14 protein-coding genes are annotated in these 18,596 nt (G+C 62.4%); 5 read left to right on the top strand and 9 right to left on the bottom strand.

What is annotated here, in order from left to right; all coding sequences use genetic code 11:
• Positions 1-93 precede the first annotated feature (93 nt).
• The 3 genes from BLQ55_RS17960 to BLQ55_RS17950 all read right to left on the bottom strand — a co-directional run bounded on the left by BLQ55_RS17960 (position 94) and on the right by BLQ55_RS17950 (position 4,528).
• Positions 94-1,230: a branched-chain amino acid ABC transporter substrate-binding protein gene (locus BLQ55_RS17960; protein ID WP_092205330.1), complete on the bottom strand. Its 1,137-nt coding sequence runs from the start codon at positions 1,228-1,230 to the stop codon at positions 94-96.
• A 370-nt stretch (positions 1,231-1,600) separates the two neighbouring features.
• A complete protein-coding gene (locus BLQ55_RS17955; RefSeq protein ID WP_092255594.1) occupies positions 1,601-2,884 on the bottom strand; it encodes an L-pipecolate oxidase in 1,284 nt (427 codons plus the stop codon).
• A gap of 153 nt (positions 2,885-3,037) precedes the next feature.
• Positions 3,038-4,528 carry an L-piperidine-6-carboxylate dehydrogenase gene (locus BLQ55_RS17950; protein ID WP_092205328.1) on the bottom strand — a complete coding sequence of 497 codons (1,491 nt, stop codon included), beginning with the start codon at positions 4,526-4,528 and terminating at the stop codon, positions 3,038-3,040.
• Positions 4,529-4,709: 181 nt separating this feature from the next.
• Here BLQ55_RS17950 and BLQ55_RS17945 point away from each other — a divergent pair, with 181 nt between their 5' ends.
• From BLQ55_RS17945 to nadE, 3 genes are all read left to right on the top strand, one after another.
• A complete protein-coding gene (locus BLQ55_RS17945) occupies positions 4,710-5,618 on the top strand; it encodes a LysR family transcriptional regulator (protein WP_092255591.1) in 909 nt (302 codons plus the stop codon).
• 229 nt (positions 5,619-5,847) lie between these two features.
• A complete protein-coding gene (gene pncB / locus BLQ55_RS17940; protein ID WP_092175865.1) occupies positions 5,848-7,053 on the top strand; it encodes a nicotinate phosphoribosyltransferase in 1,206 nt (401 codons plus the stop codon).
• A gap of 18 nt (positions 7,054-7,071) precedes the next feature.
• The gene (gene nadE, locus BLQ55_RS17935; RefSeq protein WP_092255588.1) at positions 7,072-7,899 is read left to right on the top strand and encodes an ammonia-dependent NAD(+) synthetase; all 828 of its coding nucleotides are present in this window, start codon (positions 7,072-7,074) and stop codon (positions 7,897-7,899) included.
• 169 nt (positions 7,900-8,068) lie between these two features.
• Here the strand turns inward: nadE and azu are convergent, their stop codons facing one another.
• Positions 8,069-8,515: an azurin gene (gene azu / locus BLQ55_RS17925; RefSeq protein ID WP_092255582.1), complete on the bottom strand. Its 447-nt coding sequence runs from the start codon at positions 8,513-8,515 to the stop codon at positions 8,069-8,071.
• Positions 8,516-8,855: 340 nt separating this feature from the next.
• Here azu and BLQ55_RS17920 point away from each other — a divergent pair, with 340 nt between their 5' ends.
• The gene (locus BLQ55_RS17920) at positions 8,856-9,443 is read left to right on the top strand and encodes an LOG family protein (RefSeq protein ID WP_092205323.1); all 588 of its coding nucleotides are present in this window, start codon (positions 8,856-8,858) and stop codon (positions 9,441-9,443) included.
• Positions 9,444-9,511: 68 nt separating this feature from the next.
• On the top strand, positions 9,512-9,700 hold the full coding sequence (locus BLQ55_RS17915) for a hypothetical protein (protein ID WP_092205322.1): 189 nt from the start codon (positions 9,512-9,514) through the stop codon (positions 9,698-9,700).
• Positions 9,701-9,836: 136 nt separating this feature from the next.
• Here the strand turns inward: BLQ55_RS17915 and BLQ55_RS17910 are convergent, their stop codons facing one another.
• The 5 genes from BLQ55_RS17910 to BLQ55_RS17890 form a co-directional block, all read right to left on the bottom strand.
• On the bottom strand, positions 9,837-10,730 hold the full coding sequence (locus BLQ55_RS17910) for a transglutaminase family protein (RefSeq protein ID WP_060739409.1): 894 nt from the start codon (positions 10,728-10,730) through the stop codon (positions 9,837-9,839).
• On the bottom strand, positions 10,730-13,216 hold the full coding sequence (locus BLQ55_RS17905) for a circularly permuted type 2 ATP-grasp protein (protein ID WP_092205321.1): 2,487 nt from the start codon (positions 13,214-13,216) through the stop codon (positions 10,730-10,732). The genes BLQ55_RS17910 and BLQ55_RS17905 overlap by 1 nt, the downstream gene beginning before the upstream one ends.
• A gap of 261 nt (positions 13,217-13,477) precedes the next feature.
• Positions 13,478-16,771, bottom strand: a complete 3,294-nt coding sequence (locus tag BLQ55_RS17900; RefSeq protein ID WP_092255579.1) for a transglutaminase family protein — start codon at positions 16,769-16,771, stop codon at positions 13,478-13,480.
• 165 nt (positions 16,772-16,936) lie between these two features.
• Positions 16,937-17,398 carry a hypothetical protein gene (locus BLQ55_RS17895; RefSeq protein ID WP_092255576.1) on the bottom strand — a complete coding sequence of 154 codons (462 nt, stop codon included), beginning with the start codon at positions 17,396-17,398 and terminating at the stop codon, positions 16,937-16,939.
• Positions 17,395-18,321 (bottom strand): Ssp4 family T6SS effector, encoded by a 927-nt coding sequence (locus BLQ55_RS17890; protein ID WP_092255573.1) that lies wholly within the window; start codon positions 18,319-18,321, stop codon positions 17,395-17,397. The genes BLQ55_RS17895 and BLQ55_RS17890 overlap by 4 nt, the downstream gene beginning before the upstream one ends.
• Between the last annotated feature and the right edge of the window lie 275 nt (positions 18,322-18,596).

Here is an 18,596-nt window from a genome sequence, read left to right as displayed (position 1 = left end):
CGGAGCAATGTCAGGCACGACCGGCACGCGCCCTTTGGAAACCGGGGTTTGCCCGGCCCCCAAAGGAGGCGTCGTTGACGGTCGCGTCAGCCCTTACTTCTGTTTTTCCAACTGGTGGTATTTGCCGTCCTTGTCCCACTGATAGACCACGTAGTCGGAGACTTTCAAGTCGCCCTTGGTATCCCATTCCTTCTTGCCCATCACGGTCTGGACGGGGTTGGCCTTGAGCCACTTGGCCGCGTCATCGCCTTTGTTGGACTTGGCGCCATTGAAGGCGGCGGCCAGGGCCTGGACCGAAGCGTAGGCGTACAGGGTGTAGCCTTCCGGCTCGGTGCCGTTCTTGCGGAACTCGTCAACCACGGCCTTGCTGTCTGGCAGCAGGCGCGGATCGGCGCCGAAGGTCATGTACACGCCGTCGACATACTGCGCACCACCGGCGGTGGTGACCAGTTCGTCGGTGACGATGCCGTCGTCGGACATGAATTTCACGTCCTTGAGGCCTTGCTCACGCAACTGGCGAACCAGCGGGCCGGCTTCCGGGTGCAGGCCACCGAAATAGACCACGTCGGCGCCCGTCGAACGGATCTTGGTCACCACGGCGCTGAAGTCTTTTTCGCCGCGGGTCAACCCCTCGTACAGCACTGGCTTGACACCACGCTTCTCGAGCTGGGCCATGGTTGCATCCGCCAGGCCCTGGCCGTAGGTGTCCTTGTCGTGCAGTACCGCGACTTTCTTGCCCTTGAGCACGTCGACGATGTAGTCGCCCGCCACGATGCCTTGCTGGTCATCACGACCGCACATGCGGAACATCGCGCTCAGGCCACGCTCGGTGACTTTCGGGTTGGTCGAACCGGGGGTGATGGCAATGATGCCGGCTTCGTCATAGACCTCGGAGGCCGGGATGGTATTGGACGAGCAGAAGTGCCCGACCACGCCGATCACCTTGTCCTGCTCCACCAGGCGGTTGGCCACGGCCACGGCCTGCTTGGGCTCGCAGGCGTCGTCGCCGGCCACCAGGACAATTTTCTCGCCGTTGACGCCACCGGCCTTGTTGATGACATCGGCTGCCGCCTGGGCACCCTTCATGTACTGCTCGCCGAATGCGGCGTTGGCGCCAGTCATCGGCCCCGCCACACCGAATTTCACGTCAGCCTGGGCAAACGCAGAAACACCCAGCGCAGCTGCCACTGCGAGGGCCAGGAAACCTTTCTTGTAAAACGTCTGGGACATGAGGTGGTGCTCCAAGGTTTTTTTTAGTTGGCACTGCGACTTCATTTCACTGAAAAGCTCAGAGCAAGGGCCGTGCCATCGGTTTTTTATTCTGAAAAAAGTCGCTGCTTTATTGTTATTTCGACTGTTTCGGGCCCTTTTTCATGGGGCGTGCAACCGTCTAAACCGCACAAGGTGCAACCTTTTGTCCAAACGGGTAAAACCCTTCATGAGCCATCATTGCAACCATCGCGCGAAACGGCGTGCAACCACTGTGTAACAACCCACGTCACCGAACTGCACACTGTCGGTGCGCGACTGCTACAACCCGCACCATAACAGGCTAGACGCTACGCCGGAAAACGCGGCGTCCAGCAACAATTTTCGTCACTCAAATGACGATCCGCAGGCACTGGCCCGCGTGATACAGCGAAAAGCCCGCCTCATACAGGCAACTGCGCAATCCCACCCCGGCCAGCGGCTGCATGGGGGCGAAAGGGATAGGCAGGGCCTGGGTATTGCCGTGACACAGGTAATCGGCGAACGCCTTGCCGACCACCGTACCGGTGGTTACGCCCCGGCCGTTGTAGCCGGTTACGGCCACCAGCCCGGGAGCGGGTTCGAACAGGCGCATCAAGTGATCGGGGGTGAAGGCGATGCAACCGGTCCAGGTGCACTCCCACTCCACCGGCTTGAGATAAGGAAAATAGTGCTGCTGCACCCGGTCGGCCCAGGCCTTGAGGAACCAGGTCGGCTTGCGGTTGCCGTTGCCCAGGCTGCCCAGCAGCAAACGACCGTCCTTGTCCCGCCGGATGCTGCTCAGCACCTGGCGGGTATCCCACGAGCCCTGCCCGCCCGGCAGAATGCGTTGGGCGGCTTCGTCGGTCAGCGGGACGGAAGCGACCTGATAGTAATAACCCGGGAAGAAATTGCGCCGCAGTTCGGTCCAATCACCCTCGGTATAGGCATTGGAGGCAATCACCACCTGCTCGGCCAGCACCGAACCCTGGGCGGTCTGCACCGACCAGCGCTGGCCTTGACGTTCCAGGCGCGTCACCGGCGAATGGTCGAACAACTGGCCACCAAGGTCCGTGGCGGCCTTGGCCAGCCCGCTGGTGTAGGCCATCGGATTGAGCGTGCCGGCGCGGCGGTCGAGCAAGGCCGCGGCGATTTTCGAGGTGCCTGTCGCCTCGGCACAGGCCTGGCCGGTGAGCAATTCCACCGGGGCGCCACGGCGCTTCCATTGAGCTTCGCGACTGCGCAGGTCGGCTTCGCCCCGGGCGTTATGGGCCATGTGCAAGGTGCCTTCGCGGCGCAACTGGCAATCGATGTTGTATTTATCGATGAGGCTGAACACCAGGGCCGGCGCGGCTCCCAACATGCGGTTGAGCTGGCTGCCCACTGCCTCGCCGAATCCGGCCTCGATGTCATCCGGCGGGATCCACAGCCCGGCGTTCACCAGGCCAACGTTGCGCCCCGATCCGCCATGCCCGGCCCGATGGGCTTCCAGCACAGCCACGCGCTTGCCTTGTTCGAGCAAGTGCACCGCCGCCGACAGCCCGGTGAAGCCGGCACCTATCACGCAGACATCCACCGTGACCTCGCCGGTGAGCGGAGTATTTTCAGGCCTTTGCGGCGTCAGTTTTTCCCACAGACATTCTTCGCGTAACGGCATTGCCAGACTCCAGACAGAAACCCAACAAACACATGATTCAATTGTGGGAGCGAGCCTGCTCGCGATGGCGCAGTACCCATCAACATAGTTGCCAACCGGACCGACGCCATCGCGAGCAGGCTCGCTCCCACAGGGATTTTCGTTGACCGGACTTCAGTCGAAGGTAATCCCCTGGGCCAACGGCAACTCCAGCGAGTAGTTCACGGTGTTGGTCTGGCGGCGCATGTAGCCGCGCCACGCATCGGAGCCGGATTCGCGACCGCCGCCGGTTTCTTTTTCGCCACCGAATGCGCCGCCGATTTCCGCGCCACTCGGGCCGATGTTGACGTTGGCGATGCCGCAGTCGCTGCCCACGGCCGACATGAACTGCTCGGCTTCACGCACGTCGGTGGTGAAGATGCAGGACGACAGGCCCTGGGGCACGGCATTGTTCAGGTGCAGGGCTTCGGCGAAGTCCTTGTAGCCGACCACGTACAGGATCGGTGCGAAGGTTTCGTGGCGCACCACATCACTCTGTTCGGGCATCTCGACGATGGCCGGCGAGACGTAGTAGGCATTCGGGAACTGGTCTTCGAGCTGGCGCTTGCCACCAAACACGCGCCCGCCTTCGCTCAGGGCCTGCTCCAGCGCGTCCTGCATGCCGTCGAAGCTGTGCTTGTCGATCAGTGGCCCGACGAGGTTGCCTTCCAGCGGATGACCGATGCGCACTTTCGAGTAGGCGGCCTTGAGGCGGGTGACGATCTCTTCCTTCACCGATTCGTGGGCGATCAGCCGGCGCAGGGTGGTGCAACGCTGGCCGGCGGTGCCGACGGCGCTGAACAGGATGGCGCGCACGGCCATGTCCAGGTCGGCGCTCGGCGCCAGGATCATGGCGTTGTTACCGCCCAGTTCGAGGATGCTGCGGGCGAAACGCGCGGCGACTTTCGGCGCCACTTCTCGGCCCATGCGGGTGCTGCCGGTGGCGCTGATCAAGGCCACGCGCGGGTCATCCACCAGGGCCTCACCGGCATCGCGACCGCCAATGATCACCTGGCTCAGGTACGGTGGTGCGTCGCTGAAGTTCTTCAGCACCCGCTCGAACAGCGCCTGGCACGCCAGGGCGGTGAGCGGGGTCTTTTCCGAGGGTTTCCAGATCACCGAGTTGCCGCAGACCAGGGCCAGCGTGGTGTTCCAGGCCCAGACCGCGACAGGGAAGTTGAAGGCACTGATCACCCCGACCACACCCAGCGGGTGCCAGGATTCACGCATGTGGTGGCCCGGACGCTCGGAGGCGATGGTCAGGCCGTACAGCTGGCGGGACAGGCCGACGGCGAAGTCGCAGATGTCGATCATCTCCTGTACTTCACCCAGGCCTTCCTGGGTGATCTTGCCGGCTTCCCATGACACCAGCTCGCCGAGGTCGGCCTTGTACTCACGCAACAGGTCGCCGAATTGACGCACCAGCTCGCCGCGACGCGGGGCCGGCACCTGGCGCCACAGGTCGAAGGCGTGTTCGGCACGGCTGACCTGCTGCTCGACTTCAGCGGCGCCTTCCCAGTTCACGGCGCCGATGCGGCTGCCATCGATAGGCGAATGCACCGGCTGTGCGCCGCCCTGGTACAAGGCCGGATTGACGCCCAGACGATCAAGCAATGCAGCAACCATGGGGTAACTCCTCTAAACGAGCGATAAAAGATTGGCGGACGGACCATCACCGTACGCTCAGGCCTCTAGTTTTAGCTGGCCCGAGTCTTGCCAACAAACGACCATTAAGCGAGATATCATTCCGTTTATTCATGCTGCCCCTGACTCGATTTATAGAGCAACAAGAAAAAAGGCCCTCGTCATGCTCAACAAGCGCTATTTACCGTCGATCACCGCACTCCAGTGCTTCGAAGCCGTGACTCGCCACCTGAGCTTTACCCGTGCCGCCGAAGAACTCCATCTGACCCAGAGCGCCGTCAGCAAACAGGTCGCCCAGCTCGAGGAACTGTTGCAGCACCTGCTGTTTCGGCGTGTGCGTCGCCGCTTGCAACTGACACCGGCCGGTGAGTTGTACTTGGGGGAAGTACGAAAAATCCTTACCCAGGTGGAGATGTCCACCCACTACCTGCGCTCCTACGGCGGCGATACCGAAGTGCTGCGTGTTTCCACGCCTCCGACCTTCGGTGCCCGCTGGCTGGTCCCGCGCCTGAAGGGTTGGCGGTTGCGTCATCCAAAAATTCATCTGGACCTGTGCAGCGAGCAGGAAGCCGACGATTTGCAGCAGGGGCGCAGCGACCTGGCGTTCTACTTCGGCCAGGGTTCGCGCCCTGGCACCGAGTCCCGGAGACTGTTCGACGAAGAGCTGGTGCCGGTCTGCGCGCCCGGCAGCCTGCCTGACCAGGCCTTCACCGACCCGACCCAACTGGCCGAGCTGGTGCTGCTGCAAAACGCCTCGCGCCCCCAGGCCTGGCACGACTGGTTCGACAGCCAGGGCTACCACACCGAACACAGCTACCACGGGCCACGCTTCGAAACCTTCTACATGTGCATCCGGGCCGCCCAGGTCGGCTGCGGCGTCGCCCTGCTGCCGCGGTTTCTGGTGGAAGAAGAACTGGCCGATGGCAAACTGATCATTCCCTGGCAGCATGCGATGCCAAGCACCGATGCTTATTACTTGGCCTACCCGGAACATTCGGCGGAGGTGCCCAAGGTGCGGCTTTTCGTGGAGTGGATGCTGGAACAGCTCGATAGTCCGGGTACGCCGCAATAGCCATTGGCTTTCCCCCTGTGGCGAGGGGATTTATCCCCGCTGGACTGCGCAGCAGGCCCAACAATTGATGGGGCGCTACGCACCCAGCGGGGATAAATCCCCTCGCCACAGTAGAGAGACCTTTGCCAGAGAAGAGTCGGTGACCAAAAATCACTGGCAATACCCACCCAGGTTATGCGCCACTAACCCCTCATCCCAACCCGCCGCAGCGGCCTGTCTGGAGAACCCTATGAGCGAGAGCGTATTTGCCGATCGTATCGTGCAGAACCTGCTCGACACCGACTTCTACAAACTGACGATGATGCAGGCGGTGCTGCACAACTACCCCAACGTCGAAGTCGAGTGGGAGTTTCGTTGCCGCAACAGCGAAGACCTGCGTCCGTACCTGGCGGAGATCCGCTTCCAGATCGAGCGCCTGGCGGAGCTGAGCCTGAGCGCCGACCAGTTGGGTTTCCTGGAACGTATCAGCTTTCTCAAGCCGGACTTCCTGCGGTTCCTGGGACTGTTTCGCTTCAACCTGCGCTACGTCCACACCGGCATCGACAACGGCGAGCTGTTCATCCGCCTGCGCGGCCCCTGGTTGCACGTGATTCTGTTCGAAGTACCGCTGCTGGCCATTGTCAGCGAAGTGCGCAATCGCTATCGCTACCGTGAAATCGTCCTCGAGCAGGCCCGCGAGCAGCTGTATCGCAAGTTCGACTGGCTGAGCGCCAACGCCAGCGCCGACGAGTTGTCCGAACTGCAGGTCGCGGATTTCGGCACCCGTCGGCGGTTTTCCTTCCGCGTCCAGGAAGAAGTGGTCAACGTGCTCAAGCATGATTTCCCCGGGCGTTTCGTCGGCACCAGTAACGTGCACCTGTCCCGGGAGCTGGACATGAAACCCCTGGGCACCATGGCCCATGAGTGGATAATGGCCCACCAGCAACTGGGCCCGCGGCTGATCGACAGCCAGATCGCCGCCCTCGACTGCTGGGTGCGCGAATACCGCGGCCTGTTGGGGATCGCGCTGACCGACTGCATCACCATGGATGCCTTCCTCAAGGATTTCGATCTGTTCTTCGCCAAGCTGTTCGACGGCTTGCGCCATGACTCCGGCGACCCGGTGATCTGGGGCGAAAAAGCCATCGCCCACTACCACAAGCTCGGCATCGACCCGATGAGCAAGACGCTGGTGTTCTCCGATAGCCTGACATTGCCCAAATGCCTGGAGATTTTTCGGGCGTTGCGTGGTCGCATTAATGTCAGCTTCGGTATCGGCACCAATCTGACCTGTGACATTCCGGGTGTCGAGCCCATGAGCATCGTGCTTAAAATGATCAGCTGTGACGGGCAACCCGTGGCCAAGATTTCAGACGAGCCCGGCAAGACCCACTGCAAGGATCCGAATTTCGTCGCCTACATGCGACACGTTTTCCAAGTACCTGCCGCCCTTTGATACGCAAGGAGTGAATTCATGCAAGCCGTACAGCGTGAGATAGCTGAACAGCTCAAGGTCCAGCCACCGTTCGCCCATGACGCCGACCTCAAGGCCGAAATCGCCCGGCGAGTGAGCTTTATTCAGGATTGCCTGGTCAATTCCGGGCTCAAGTCCCTCGTGCTGGGCATCAGCGGTGGCGTCGACTCGTTGACCGCCGGGCTGCTGGCCCAACGTGCCATGCGCGAACTGCGGGAGAAAACCGGCAACGCGGCCTATAAGTTCATCGCCGTGCGCCTGCCGTACGACACCCAGTTCGACGAGCATGAAGCACAGGCCTGTGTGGACTTCATCGATCCCGACGAACGCCATACCGTCAATATCGGCCCGGCGGTCAAGGCCCTGGCCGAGCAAGTCGCCGCGTTCGAAGGCAAGGCGGCGGTCTCGCGGGACTTCGTGCTGGGCAACACCAAGGCGCGGATGCGCATGGTGGCGCAATACACCATCGCCGGGGCCGAGCAGGGCCTGGTGATCGGCACTGACCATGCGGCCGAAGCGGTCATGGGGTTCTTCACCAAGTTCGGTGACGGCGCCTGCGACCTGGCGCCGTTGAGCGGCCTGGTGAAAAACCAGGTCCGGGCCATCGCCCGTGACTTTGGCGCCCCGGAATCGCTGGTGGAAAAAGTCCCCACCGCCGATCTTGAAGACCTGTCGCCTGGCAAGCCGGATGAAGCCTCCCACGGCGTGACTTACGCCGAGATCGATGCGTTCCTGCACGGCCAACCGATTCGCGAAGAGGCGGCCAGGATCATTTGCGACACCTATCGCAAGACCGAGCACAAGCGGGTGATGCCCTACGCCCCCTGACCGGCAATCTCTGTGGGAGCGAGCCTGCTCGCGATAGCGGTGGGTCAGTTTGCATTGATGTTGGATGTGCTGCCGTCATCGCGAGCAGGCTCGCTCCCACAGGGGGTGCGGTTATTGGCCGGACACAAAAAAGCGCCCTGAAGCGGGCGCTTTTTTGTGCCTGGTAGGATTACTTCAGCGAAACAGTGCCTTTCATCATCGAGATGTGGCCCGGGAACGAGCAGAAGAAGCCGTATTTTTCGGCAGCATCAAGTTTCGAGACGTCGAAGGTCACCGAGTCCTTTTCGCCAGCACCAATGATCTTGGTGTGGGCAATGATGCGGGCATCACCTTCCTTGAGGTAGTTCTTGTCGATACCGGCAGCGAGGCCATCGGTGGCGATCGGCTGCATGTCGGCCTCTTTGCTCAGCACCCAGTTATGGCCCATGACGTTTTTCGGCAAGCTGCCCGAGTGGGTCAGCTCAACGGTGAATGTCTTGCAGCTCTTGTCGATCTCGATGGCCTTGGTGTTGAAGGACATCTGGTCGGTCGAGTCGATGGTGGTCTTGCAATCCGCTGCCATCAGTTGGCTGCTGGCCAGCGTCAACAGGGATACTGCAACAAGTTTGGCAAACATCGTGAATCTCCAAGGCATGGTTAACAAAAATCCGTCAAAGAGAAAGACTGCCTGATTTTCCGGCAAGTTCCTATGACCTGAGTCAAAGATTGTATACAACTTAAGGCTATCAGCCTGATGGACATAATCAACCAGCCAGAAGTATGACGCGCCCCTATGATCAGCCCATCAACCTCTGGAGCGATCGCCATGAACTTCAATAGCCTGTTATGCAGCTTGCTCGCCGCCTACGCCTGTGGCGCCAGTGGCACCTATGAAAAACCCCGGCGCGAGGTTTAAGTCCTTTGCGCAGCATAGGCCAGGCTTTACTCTGGTGTGGTGACTGACCACGGAGTAAAGCATGTCCATTGCGTCTGTTTGTGTATTTTGCGGCGCCAGCACTGGCACCGACCCAGCATATCGTGAAGCGGCGCAGGCCCTCGGGCGGGCGTTGGCGGAACGAAAACTGACCCTGGTCTATGGCGGCGGGGCCGTCGGCCTGATGGGTGTCGTCGCCGACGCGGCCCTGGCGGCCGGTGGCGAAGTCATCGGCATCATCCCGCAAAGCCTGAAGGACAAGGAAATCGGCCACAGCGGCCTGACCCGCCTGGAAGTGGTGGACGGCATGCATGCTCGCAAGGCGCGCATGGCTGAACTCAGCGATGCCTTCATCGCCCTGCCCGGCGGCCTCGGCACGCTGGAGGAGTTGTTCGAAGTCTGGACCTGGGGCCAACTCGGCTACCACGGCAAACCGCTGGGGCTGCTGGAAGTGAACGGTTTCTACAGCAAGCTCACCGCTTTTCTCGATCATATCGTCGGCGAAGGCTTCGTCCGCACGCCCCATCGTGACATGCTGCAAGTGAGCGAATCCGCGCAGAACCTGCTCGATGCCCTGGACGAATGGCAACCGTCCGTACAGCCAAAATGGGCCGAACAAAAACCCAGCTAACGGCTCGGCCCCGATACAGGGCAGAATATGCGCCGCTCAACCTCACCTTCGACCCCAGAGGATCGCCCATGGCCAAACCCAATTATTCCTTCGCCAAACGTCAGAGAGACTTGGCCAAGGAGCAGAAGAAAGAGGAAAAGCTGCAGCGCAAGAAAGCCACAGCTGAAGAAGAAGCCGCACTGAGCCCGGATAGCGAAGGCGAAGTAGCAGCAGAAGACGATGTCGATGCACCGAAAGATCAGGCTCCCGACGCCTGATTCCCCCAGGGCCCGATGATCCGATCCACACTGTGGGAACGAGCTTGCTCGCGATAGCGGATTAACAGTCAACCTCCTCATTGGCTGACACGACGTCATCGCGAGCAAGCTCGCTCCCACAGGGTTCACACAGTGTTCATGATTCCAACGGCATCACCGTCACCCGCACTTCAGGATCATGGGCACCGCCCCCCAGGATCACCCCCCGCAACGGTGACACATCGGAAAAATCCCGGCCCCAGGCCAGGGTGATGTGTTCCAGGGCCGGTTGGACGTTGTTGGTCGGGTCGAAATCCACCCACCCCAACACCGGGCAATACACCGAGACCCAGGCGTGGGACGCATCGGCGCCAATCAGCCGGGGCTGGCCGGGCGGCGGCTGGGTCAGCAGGTAGCCGCTGACGTAACGCGCCGCCAGGCCGCGAGAACGCACGCAGGCCAGCATCAGGTGGGCGAAGTCCTGGCATACGCCCCGCCGCCGTTCCAGCACCTCCACCAGCGGCGTCGCCACTTGGGTCGCCTCGGCGTCGAAGGTGAATTCCTCGAAAATCTTCTCCATCAGCGCTCGAACGCCGACCATCAACGGTCGTCCCGGCGGGAAGCAGCTTTCGGAAAACTCGACGAAGCTGCGCTTGAGATGCACATACGGTGATTCGAAACGATAACGGCACGCCTCCAGCAACGGCGCCGCCAATGGCCGGCCACTGTAGGTCAGCGCGTTGCGGGTCGACTCCCAGGCCGGGGACAGGTTGAAATCCAGCTCGGGACGGGCCAGCACCTCGACGCTCAGGCGGGCATTGACCAGCAGCTCGTCATGGGGCCGTTCAAAGGCCAGCCGGGTCAGCGGGTTGCCGAACACATCCTGTTCATCGCGCCGGGTCGTCGGTTCCGGGCTGATCAACAGTTGCTGTTCGGTGCAACGCTGCCAGTCACAGGCCCGAGGCCACAGATGAGCGAGCTGCTGGGCCAGGGACACCGGGCTGTCGTAGTGGTAATGGGTATCGTGGAGGATCTGGTAACGAGCGCTCATCAGACGGACACCGTGCGTTGGCTGACGTCATCGACGTGGGCGAAATGACGCAAGGCCAGGCGATCGGACACTTGGCCACTGGCATCGGCCACTTCCTGCAACAGGTCGGCCAGCCCATCGAGTGCGGCGCGCAGGCTGGCTTCGCCGAACAATGGGTTTTCCAGGCAACGCAGGTCAAAGCGTGACAGGCGTGCGACCAGGTCCGGCAAGGCGGTTTCCCTGGGCGCGGCAAAATCATCGTTCAAGCGCTTGAGCGTGCGGCTCACCAGCTTCAACTGGAAGAGCACCGCGTGGGGGTTCTGTTCGTCCAGCAGCAGCAAGTCCAGCACCGGGATCAACTGGGCCACCGCCAAATAACGCGAACGGTAGGTGATGCTGCTGTTGCCCAGTTCCAGCAGCCACTCAAGCCCGGCCTGATCGAATACCGCATCGCTGCGCAGGAACGCCGCCAGGCTGCTGCTGAGAAACTGCAGGCGCTCCAGGCGCCGACCGATCATCAGGAAGCGCCAGCCTTCGTCGCGGGTCATGTCATCCAGGGCGAACCCGGACAACGCCGCGAGGGACATCACCAGCCGATTGAGGAAATCCAGCAGCTCGCCGAAGTCCGCTTCCTCGGTTTCCAGTTCCATGGCTTCGCGCTGCAGTTCCACCAGCGCCTGCCAGTTCTCCCGGGACAGCTTGCCGCGCACTTGCGAGGCGGCCCATTGCAAACGCTGCAGGTTGGAGCGCAGGCTGAACGACCAGTCGTCCCCCAGCAGAGCCGCCAGCAAACGCTCGGGCAGTTCGCCCTCTTCGGGCAGCAGCATCAGGCTTTCGCCCAGCGCCACCGCCGATTGCAGGGCCTGCGGGTCGTCGCCATCGACATAACGCGCCAGCATGATCCGCAACAACCGCGCGCTGTCATCGCAACGTTCGCAATAGCGGCCGAACCAGAACAGGTTTTCCACCACCCGTGAAGGCAGGTACGGATCCCGTCGAACCAGGTCATGGACCCCCACGGTTCGCTGGGCCTTCCATTGTTCACCGCCGGGCGCCTGCTCTCCCAAGACCCAGGTGTCCTTGCTGGCGCCACCGCGCTGCATCGACACCACTTCGGCATCGGCCTCGGCGGCCACCCGGGTCAGGCCACCCGGCAGCACCCGATAATCATCCTTGCCGGACACGGCATACATGCGCATGCCGATCGCCCGGGGCTGGATTTGCCCATCTTCGGCCTGCCAGACCGGTGCCTGGGACAGTTGCGCCAGTTCCTGGGCGACATAGGCATAAGGCCGTGCCTGCATGCGCGCCGCCAGTTGGCCGCGCTGCGCCTCGCTCAGGTCGCGACCGAACACCGGGCTGAAACTCTGGGAAGGAAACGCCGGCTTGATCAACAGTTGCGGCAATTTTTCCAGGGCCTGGGCCAACACCGGCGGCTCACCGCACCACCAGGTGGCGATGGACGGCAGCAGCAGTTCTTCGCCGAACAGGTACTGGTTGATCTTCGGCAGAAAGCCCAGGAGGCCCGGCGACTCCAGCACGCCACTGCCCAAGGCATTGGCCACCAGCACCCGGCCCTGGCGCACGGCTTCCAGCAACCCTGGCACGCCGAGGGCCGAATCGGTGCGCAGCTCCAGGGGGTCGCAGAAATCGTCGTCGAGCCGGCGCATGATGGCGTGGACCCGGCGCAGGCCGCTGAGAGTCTTGAGGTAGACCGTAGCATCGCGAACCGTCAGGTCGCCGCCCTCCACCAGCGGATAGCCCAGCTGGCGCGCCAGGTACAGGTGTTCGAAATAGCTTTCGTTGAACCGCCCCGGCGTCAACAGCACCACCAGCGGCGACTCGCCGTCGCTGGGTGCCTGTCGCGCCAGGGTTTCCTGCAAGGTGCGGAAAAATCCGGACAGGTGCCGCACCTTCAAGTCGCGATACAAGTCGGGAAAGGCGCGGGAAACGATCATGCGATTTTCCAGCGCGTACCCGGCCCCCGAAGGCGCCTGGGTCCGGTCCGCCGTGACCCACCAGCGGCCGTCGGGCGTGCGCGCCAGATCCACCGCATACAAGTGCAGGAAACTGCCGTCCGGCGGCACGATACCCTGGCAGGGCCAGAGGAAATTGTTGTGCCCGAACACCAGCTCCGCCGGAAGCAGCCCTTCGCTGATCAGCCGCTGCGGCCCGTACAGGTCGGCCAGCACCGCATTGAGCAATCGCGCACGCTGGGCGATCCCGGCGGACAGATGCTGCCATTCCTGCGGGTCGATCACATGGGGCAGCAGGTCCAGCTCCCACGGTCGGTCGGCGCCTTTCGGATCGGCGTAGACGTTGTAGGTCACGCCGTTTTCCTGGATCTGCCGGGCCAGCAGGGCCTGGCGCTGGAGCAACTGGGCCGGTGTGCTGCGCTGCAACTGGTCGAACAGCCGCCGCCAGTGCGTACGTACCGCACCGCTGTCGTCCATTAATTCGTGATAGGTGCCCGTCGTCAGCGGGTAACGGTCAAGCAGGTCAGGCATGGAAAGCTCGGCAGACGGCAATGAAAGGTGAGACTAGCGCAAGCGCATGACGCCCGGATAGGTGAAAGATTGTGATGATGCGCGCGCGGAGTAACGCCCCGGTAGGAGCTGCCGAAGGCTGCGATCTTTTGATCTTTCGCTCAAGACTTAATTGGCAGGGGAAAGATCGCAGCCTCGTTTCACTCGACAGCTCCTACACCGCTCCTACACCGCTCCTACACAGCTCCTACACCGCAGCTCCTACGCAGTCGAACGGGTTCTTTATTTTGTTGATGCGTCCTGGAAACGTCGCAGGTCGAGCGTGAGTGGAAACTCGTCATCCACTGCCAGGCTGGGCATCGGCAGTTTCCCCGGCGTGTGCCCGAGACGGAAGAAGCGCGCCATGCGCCGGCTCTCGGCCTCGTTGGCATTCACCGGCAGGCTGTCATAGTTGCGCCCGCCCGGATGGGCCACATGATACTGGCAACCGCCCACGGAACGTTGCATCCAGGTGTCGAGCAAGTCGAAAACCAGCGGCGCATGCACCGGGATGGTCGGTTGCAGGCAGTTGGCCGGTTGCCACGCTCGGAAACGCACCCCGGCGACAAATTCGCCGACCCGACCAGTCGGTTGCAACGGCACCGGCACGCCATTGCAGGTCAGCAAGTAGCGTTGCGGCGCCAGGCCGCTGAGCTTGACCTGCAAACGCTCCAGGGAGGAATCCACATAACGCACGGTGCCGCCGACCGCGCCCTCCTCCCCCAGTACATGCCAAGGCTCGAGGGCTTGGCGCAATTGCAGCTCGATACCGCTGACCGCGTAATCGCCCACCTTGGGGAAGCGGAACTCCAGGTGTGCGGCGAACCACTCGGCCCGCAGCGGGTAGCCGGCGGCGTTCAGCTCATGGATGACATCGGCAAAATCCTGCTCGATAAAGTGCGGCAGCAGGAAACGGTCATGCAGCTTGGTGCCCCAGCGCGCCAGTTTCGCCGGCGCATAAGGTTCGCGCCAGAACCGCGCCACCAGCGCCCGCAGCAGTAATTGCTGGGCCAGGCTCATGCGGGCGTGGGGCGGCATCTCGAACGCACGCAACTCCAACAGGCCGAGACGCCCCGTGGCGCCGTCCGGTGAATAGAGCTTGTCGATGCAGAATTCGGCGCGGTGCGTATTGCCGGTCACGTCGATCAACAGGTTGCGCAACAAGCGATCAACCAACCACGGCGGACACGCTTCGCCGGGCTGTGGCATTTGCGCGAACGCGATTTCCAGCTCGTACAAGGCGTCGTTGCGCGCCTCGTCCACGCGGGGCGCCTGGGAGGTCGGGCCGATGAACAACCCGGAAAACAGGTAGGACAACGACGGATGGTTATGCCAGTAACTGATCAGGCTGCGCAGCAGGTCGGGACGTCGCAGGAACGGCGAGTCGGCCGGTGTCGCGCCACCCAGTACAAAATGGTTACCGCCGCCCGTGCCGGTGTGCCGGCCATCGATCATGAATTTCTCGGTGGTCAGTCGGGTCTGTCGCGCTTCTTCGTACAAAAACTCAGTGCGCTCGACCAACTCATCCCAGGTCGCCGAGGGTTGTACGTTGACCTCGATCACACCGGGGTCGGGGGTGATGCGGAAATTGCTCAGGCGCGGGTCGTTCGGCGGTTCGTAGCCTTCCAACAGCACCGGACACCGCAGTTCCTCAGCCGTCGCTTCGATGGCACTGACCAGTTCCAGGTAATCTTCGACCCGCTCCAGCGGCGGCATGAACAGATAGAGCCGGCCTTCGCGGGCCTCGGCACAGAAAGCGGTGCGGGTCAGCCAGTCGGCGGACTTGTCGATCTCCGGGACACGCTCCTGCTCGGTCGCCGCCTCGCCGTGCCGCGCCAGTTGCTCGGTACCGGGCAGCTCGGGCAAGTCCTGGTTCGGGTCGGTGGGGTGGATGAACGGGTACTCGGCCGCCGTCACCCAAGGCTGGGACGCCAGCGGCAAGCGATACCCCAGGGGCGAATCCCCCGGCACCAGGCGACAGTGGTTGTCCCGCAGGTACCAGCGACCGCTTTGCCATTGATCCCCCTTGGCGGTACGAGCCAACGGCAGGACCTGGCCGATGACCTTGTCCAGGCCCTGGCTGAAGACCTTGCGCAACCGTGCACGCTCCAGAGCGTCCTCCAGGCGTGGGTCCTCGGCCGTGACGTTCGAAGGCAGTGCGCCTTCGCGCCAGAGGTAATAGAAGTTGTCTTCGTAGGCCGGAAACACGAACCGCGCAGGAATCTTCAAACGCTCGGCGACGCTCGCCAGGAAGCGTCCGGCCAGTTCGCCATCGGCGCCGTAATCCTCCTGCTCGTCGGCGATCAACGCGCTGTTGTGCCAGATCGGCACCCCGTCGCGCCGCCAATAGCAGTTGAGCGACCAGCGCGGCAGTTGCTCGCCGGGGTACCATTTGCCCTGGCCGAAATGCACCAGCCCCTTGGGCGCATAGTGATTGCGCATGCGCTGGAACAGCTCGGCTGAGAGCCGGCGCTTGTCCGGCCCGAGTGCCGCGGTGTTCCACTCGGCGCCGTCCGGGTCATCGATGGAGACAAAGGTCGGTTCGCCGCCCATGGTCAGGCGCACGTCGCCCTCCAGCAGATCGGCATCGATCTGCCGCCCCAGGGCCTGGATCGCCAGCCATTGCGCGTCGGTGTAAGGCTTGGTCACCCGCGGCGCTTCCCAGACCCGCTCGACGGACATTTCGTGGCTGAACTCACACTCGCAGGGCTCCACCAGGCCACTGATCGGTGCCGCCGAGGACGGATCGGGGCTGCAGGCCAGCGGGATATGGCCTTCACCGGCGAACAGCCCGGACGTCGCATCCAGGCCGATCCAGCCGGCACCGGGCAGGTAGACCTCGCACCAGGCATGCAAGTCGGTGAAGTCGACGTCAGTGCCGGACGGCCCATCGAGGCTCTTCACGTCGGCGGTCAACTGGATCAGGTAGCCGGAAACAAACCGCGCGGCCAGGCCAAGGTTGCGCAACAGCTGCACCAACAACCAGGCCGAGTCGCGGCACGAGCCGGACGCGTGCTCCAGGGTATGCTCCGGGGTCTGGACGCCGGGTTCCATGCGGATCAGGTAGTTGATGTCTTCGCTCAGGCGCTGGTTGAGCGCCACCAGGAAATCCACCGCCGGCAACGGCGTGCGGTCGATGCCGTCCAGGTAGGCCTGGAACCTCGGCGTCAGCGGCAGGGTTTCCAGGTAAGGCGCCAGCTCCTTGCGTTCGTCAGCCGCGTAGGCAAACGGAATTTTCTCGGCGTAGGGCTCGAGAAAGAAGTCGAACGGATTGAACACCGCCATTTCCGCCAGCAGATCGACTTCGATCCGCAGCTCCCGGGTTTTCTCGGGAAATACCAGCCGCGCCAGGTAATTGCCCTGGGGATCTTGCTGCCAGTTGATGAAATGCTGCTCGGGCGAAACCTTCAGCGCATAGGAAAGAATCCGCGTGCGGCTGTGGGCGGCCGGACGCAGGCGAACGATCTGCGGGCCGAGTTCGACGGCGCGGTCGTAGCGGTAATGCGTGACGTGATGCAATGCGACATGGATCGACACGACGTGCCTCCTGCGAGCCTGGGCGGTATCGAAAGCGGCGCAAGACTTATGCCATGCAGGCAGGCCCGACACTTTCTTTGTCTACTCAAGGCAGTAGAGCACTAAAAACGCGCGATGCCCGTATTCATCTGTAAAGGAATGCACATAAATGCGGCGCGAATCGACTCAGCGACGCGGGCGTGAGGCTTTGGCGGCCTGAATGATCAGCGCGCGTTGGCGGCGGATATCGACGAGTTTGCTGCGCATTTCCCGATGACGCTTGCTGTTGAGCAGTAACAGCCCCAGCAGTGGCAACAGCACAGCGAACAGGTACACGCCCTGATGCGCTCCATAAGCGAACGTCGGCAGCACCGCCGCCAGACAGGCCAGGAAATACCCCGCCACCCACCAGACCGCCCAGGCGCGCCCGCGAGCGATCAAGAGGTTGCTCAGGACCAGGACGAGCACCAGGGCCAAGGTGCCGAGCCCGACATAGTCGGTCCTGGCTGACGGCTCCAGGGCACGCCAATACGTGGCCCCGGCCAACACCAGCAGCGTGGACCCGGAAAAGCAGCCCAGCAGGATCGTCCCCATGAACACCGGAAAATAACGGGCGAGGAACGGCTTCAGCGATCCGCCCCCGATCATTCCGTGAACTCCTCGTACAGGCCGACGGCAACCGTCTTCACGGCGCCATCGCCGGTATAACTGCCAATGACCCCCAGCGCGCCTCCCAGGGAGTCCTTTATCTGTGTCAGCGTCGCGTGCCTGATCTCGGCAGACGAATAACGTTTGGGCAGGGCTCCCGCGCGTTGCTGCAGCTTGAGCAGCTTCGCGGTCAGACTCGGGTCCTTCAGCGTCAACAGCTCCTTGGTCAGTTTGCTGCGCTCTTGCCGATTCAGCCCCTTGAGCAACTGATACCAACTCTTTCCGGTGGCGGCCGCCTTGTTGGCCTTGAGCAGCCGGACAGTCGTCAGGGCCGAGCCACCGACCCCCACCAGGGAAACCCCGTCAAGGATCGGCGACACGATGTTGTACCAGTCGGCGTCGTTCATCTCATCGTTGCCGGTCGGATTGGTCAGCTCATTGGCCACCCGCATCCCGCCAATGACGCATTGCGCGGTACTGGCCGTCGCGGCAGCGGCGCCCAGGGCAACGACAAAGGCACTTGCCCCCGCCGTAAAGGGCACCGCGACGCTGCCACTGAACACCACCACCCAACCGATCACCGCGGCGACACAGGACAAGCCGGCATTGGTCGCTTCAAGCCCGAGCTTGGACTCGCGGGGGCTGCTTTTGACCTGATCGATGAACTGCTGCGGCGCGATGTATTTTTTCGCCTCGCGCAGAATGATGCGCTTGGGCGCGATGCTGCAAATCGGCTTGAACTCGCGCAGGGTCACGACGTTGTATTCGGAATCGACATACACCACGCCCGCCCCGGCGATGCCAGGATCGGCGTCAATGGCAGCAAACAGGCGCGGCAGGTTGATCTGGCTTTCGATGCGTTTGCGGGCCATGAACTGGGAGAAGCTCAGGTCCATGCCGATGCCCGTTGTAGCGCTGCTCATATGAATCGTCCTTGAGAATCGGAAGTGAGTCTTTATCCACACTGAACCCTATGGTGGGGGAAATTTATCCCTGCTGGCTCTGTAGGAGCTGCCGAAGGCTGCGATCTTTTGATCTTTCGCTTGGGATTCAAGTGTCCGGGGAAAGATCGCAGCCTCGCTTCGCTCGACAGCTCCTACGCCGTCGAGCGGGAGCAAAGCTCCCTCGCCACAAAGGGCTCCGCATTTCGTCTTACATTGCGGGGCGGCGCCACGATAACAAACGGGCAGCACCGTCG

This window comes from Pseudomonas sp. NFACC13-1, assembly GCF_900104425.1.
In the GTDB taxonomy this organism is placed as follows: domain Bacteria; phylum Pseudomonadota; class Gammaproteobacteria; order Pseudomonadales; family Pseudomonadaceae; genus Aquipseudomonas; species Aquipseudomonas fluorescens_AA.
This window is presented reverse-complemented; position numbering and strand designations above follow the sequence as displayed.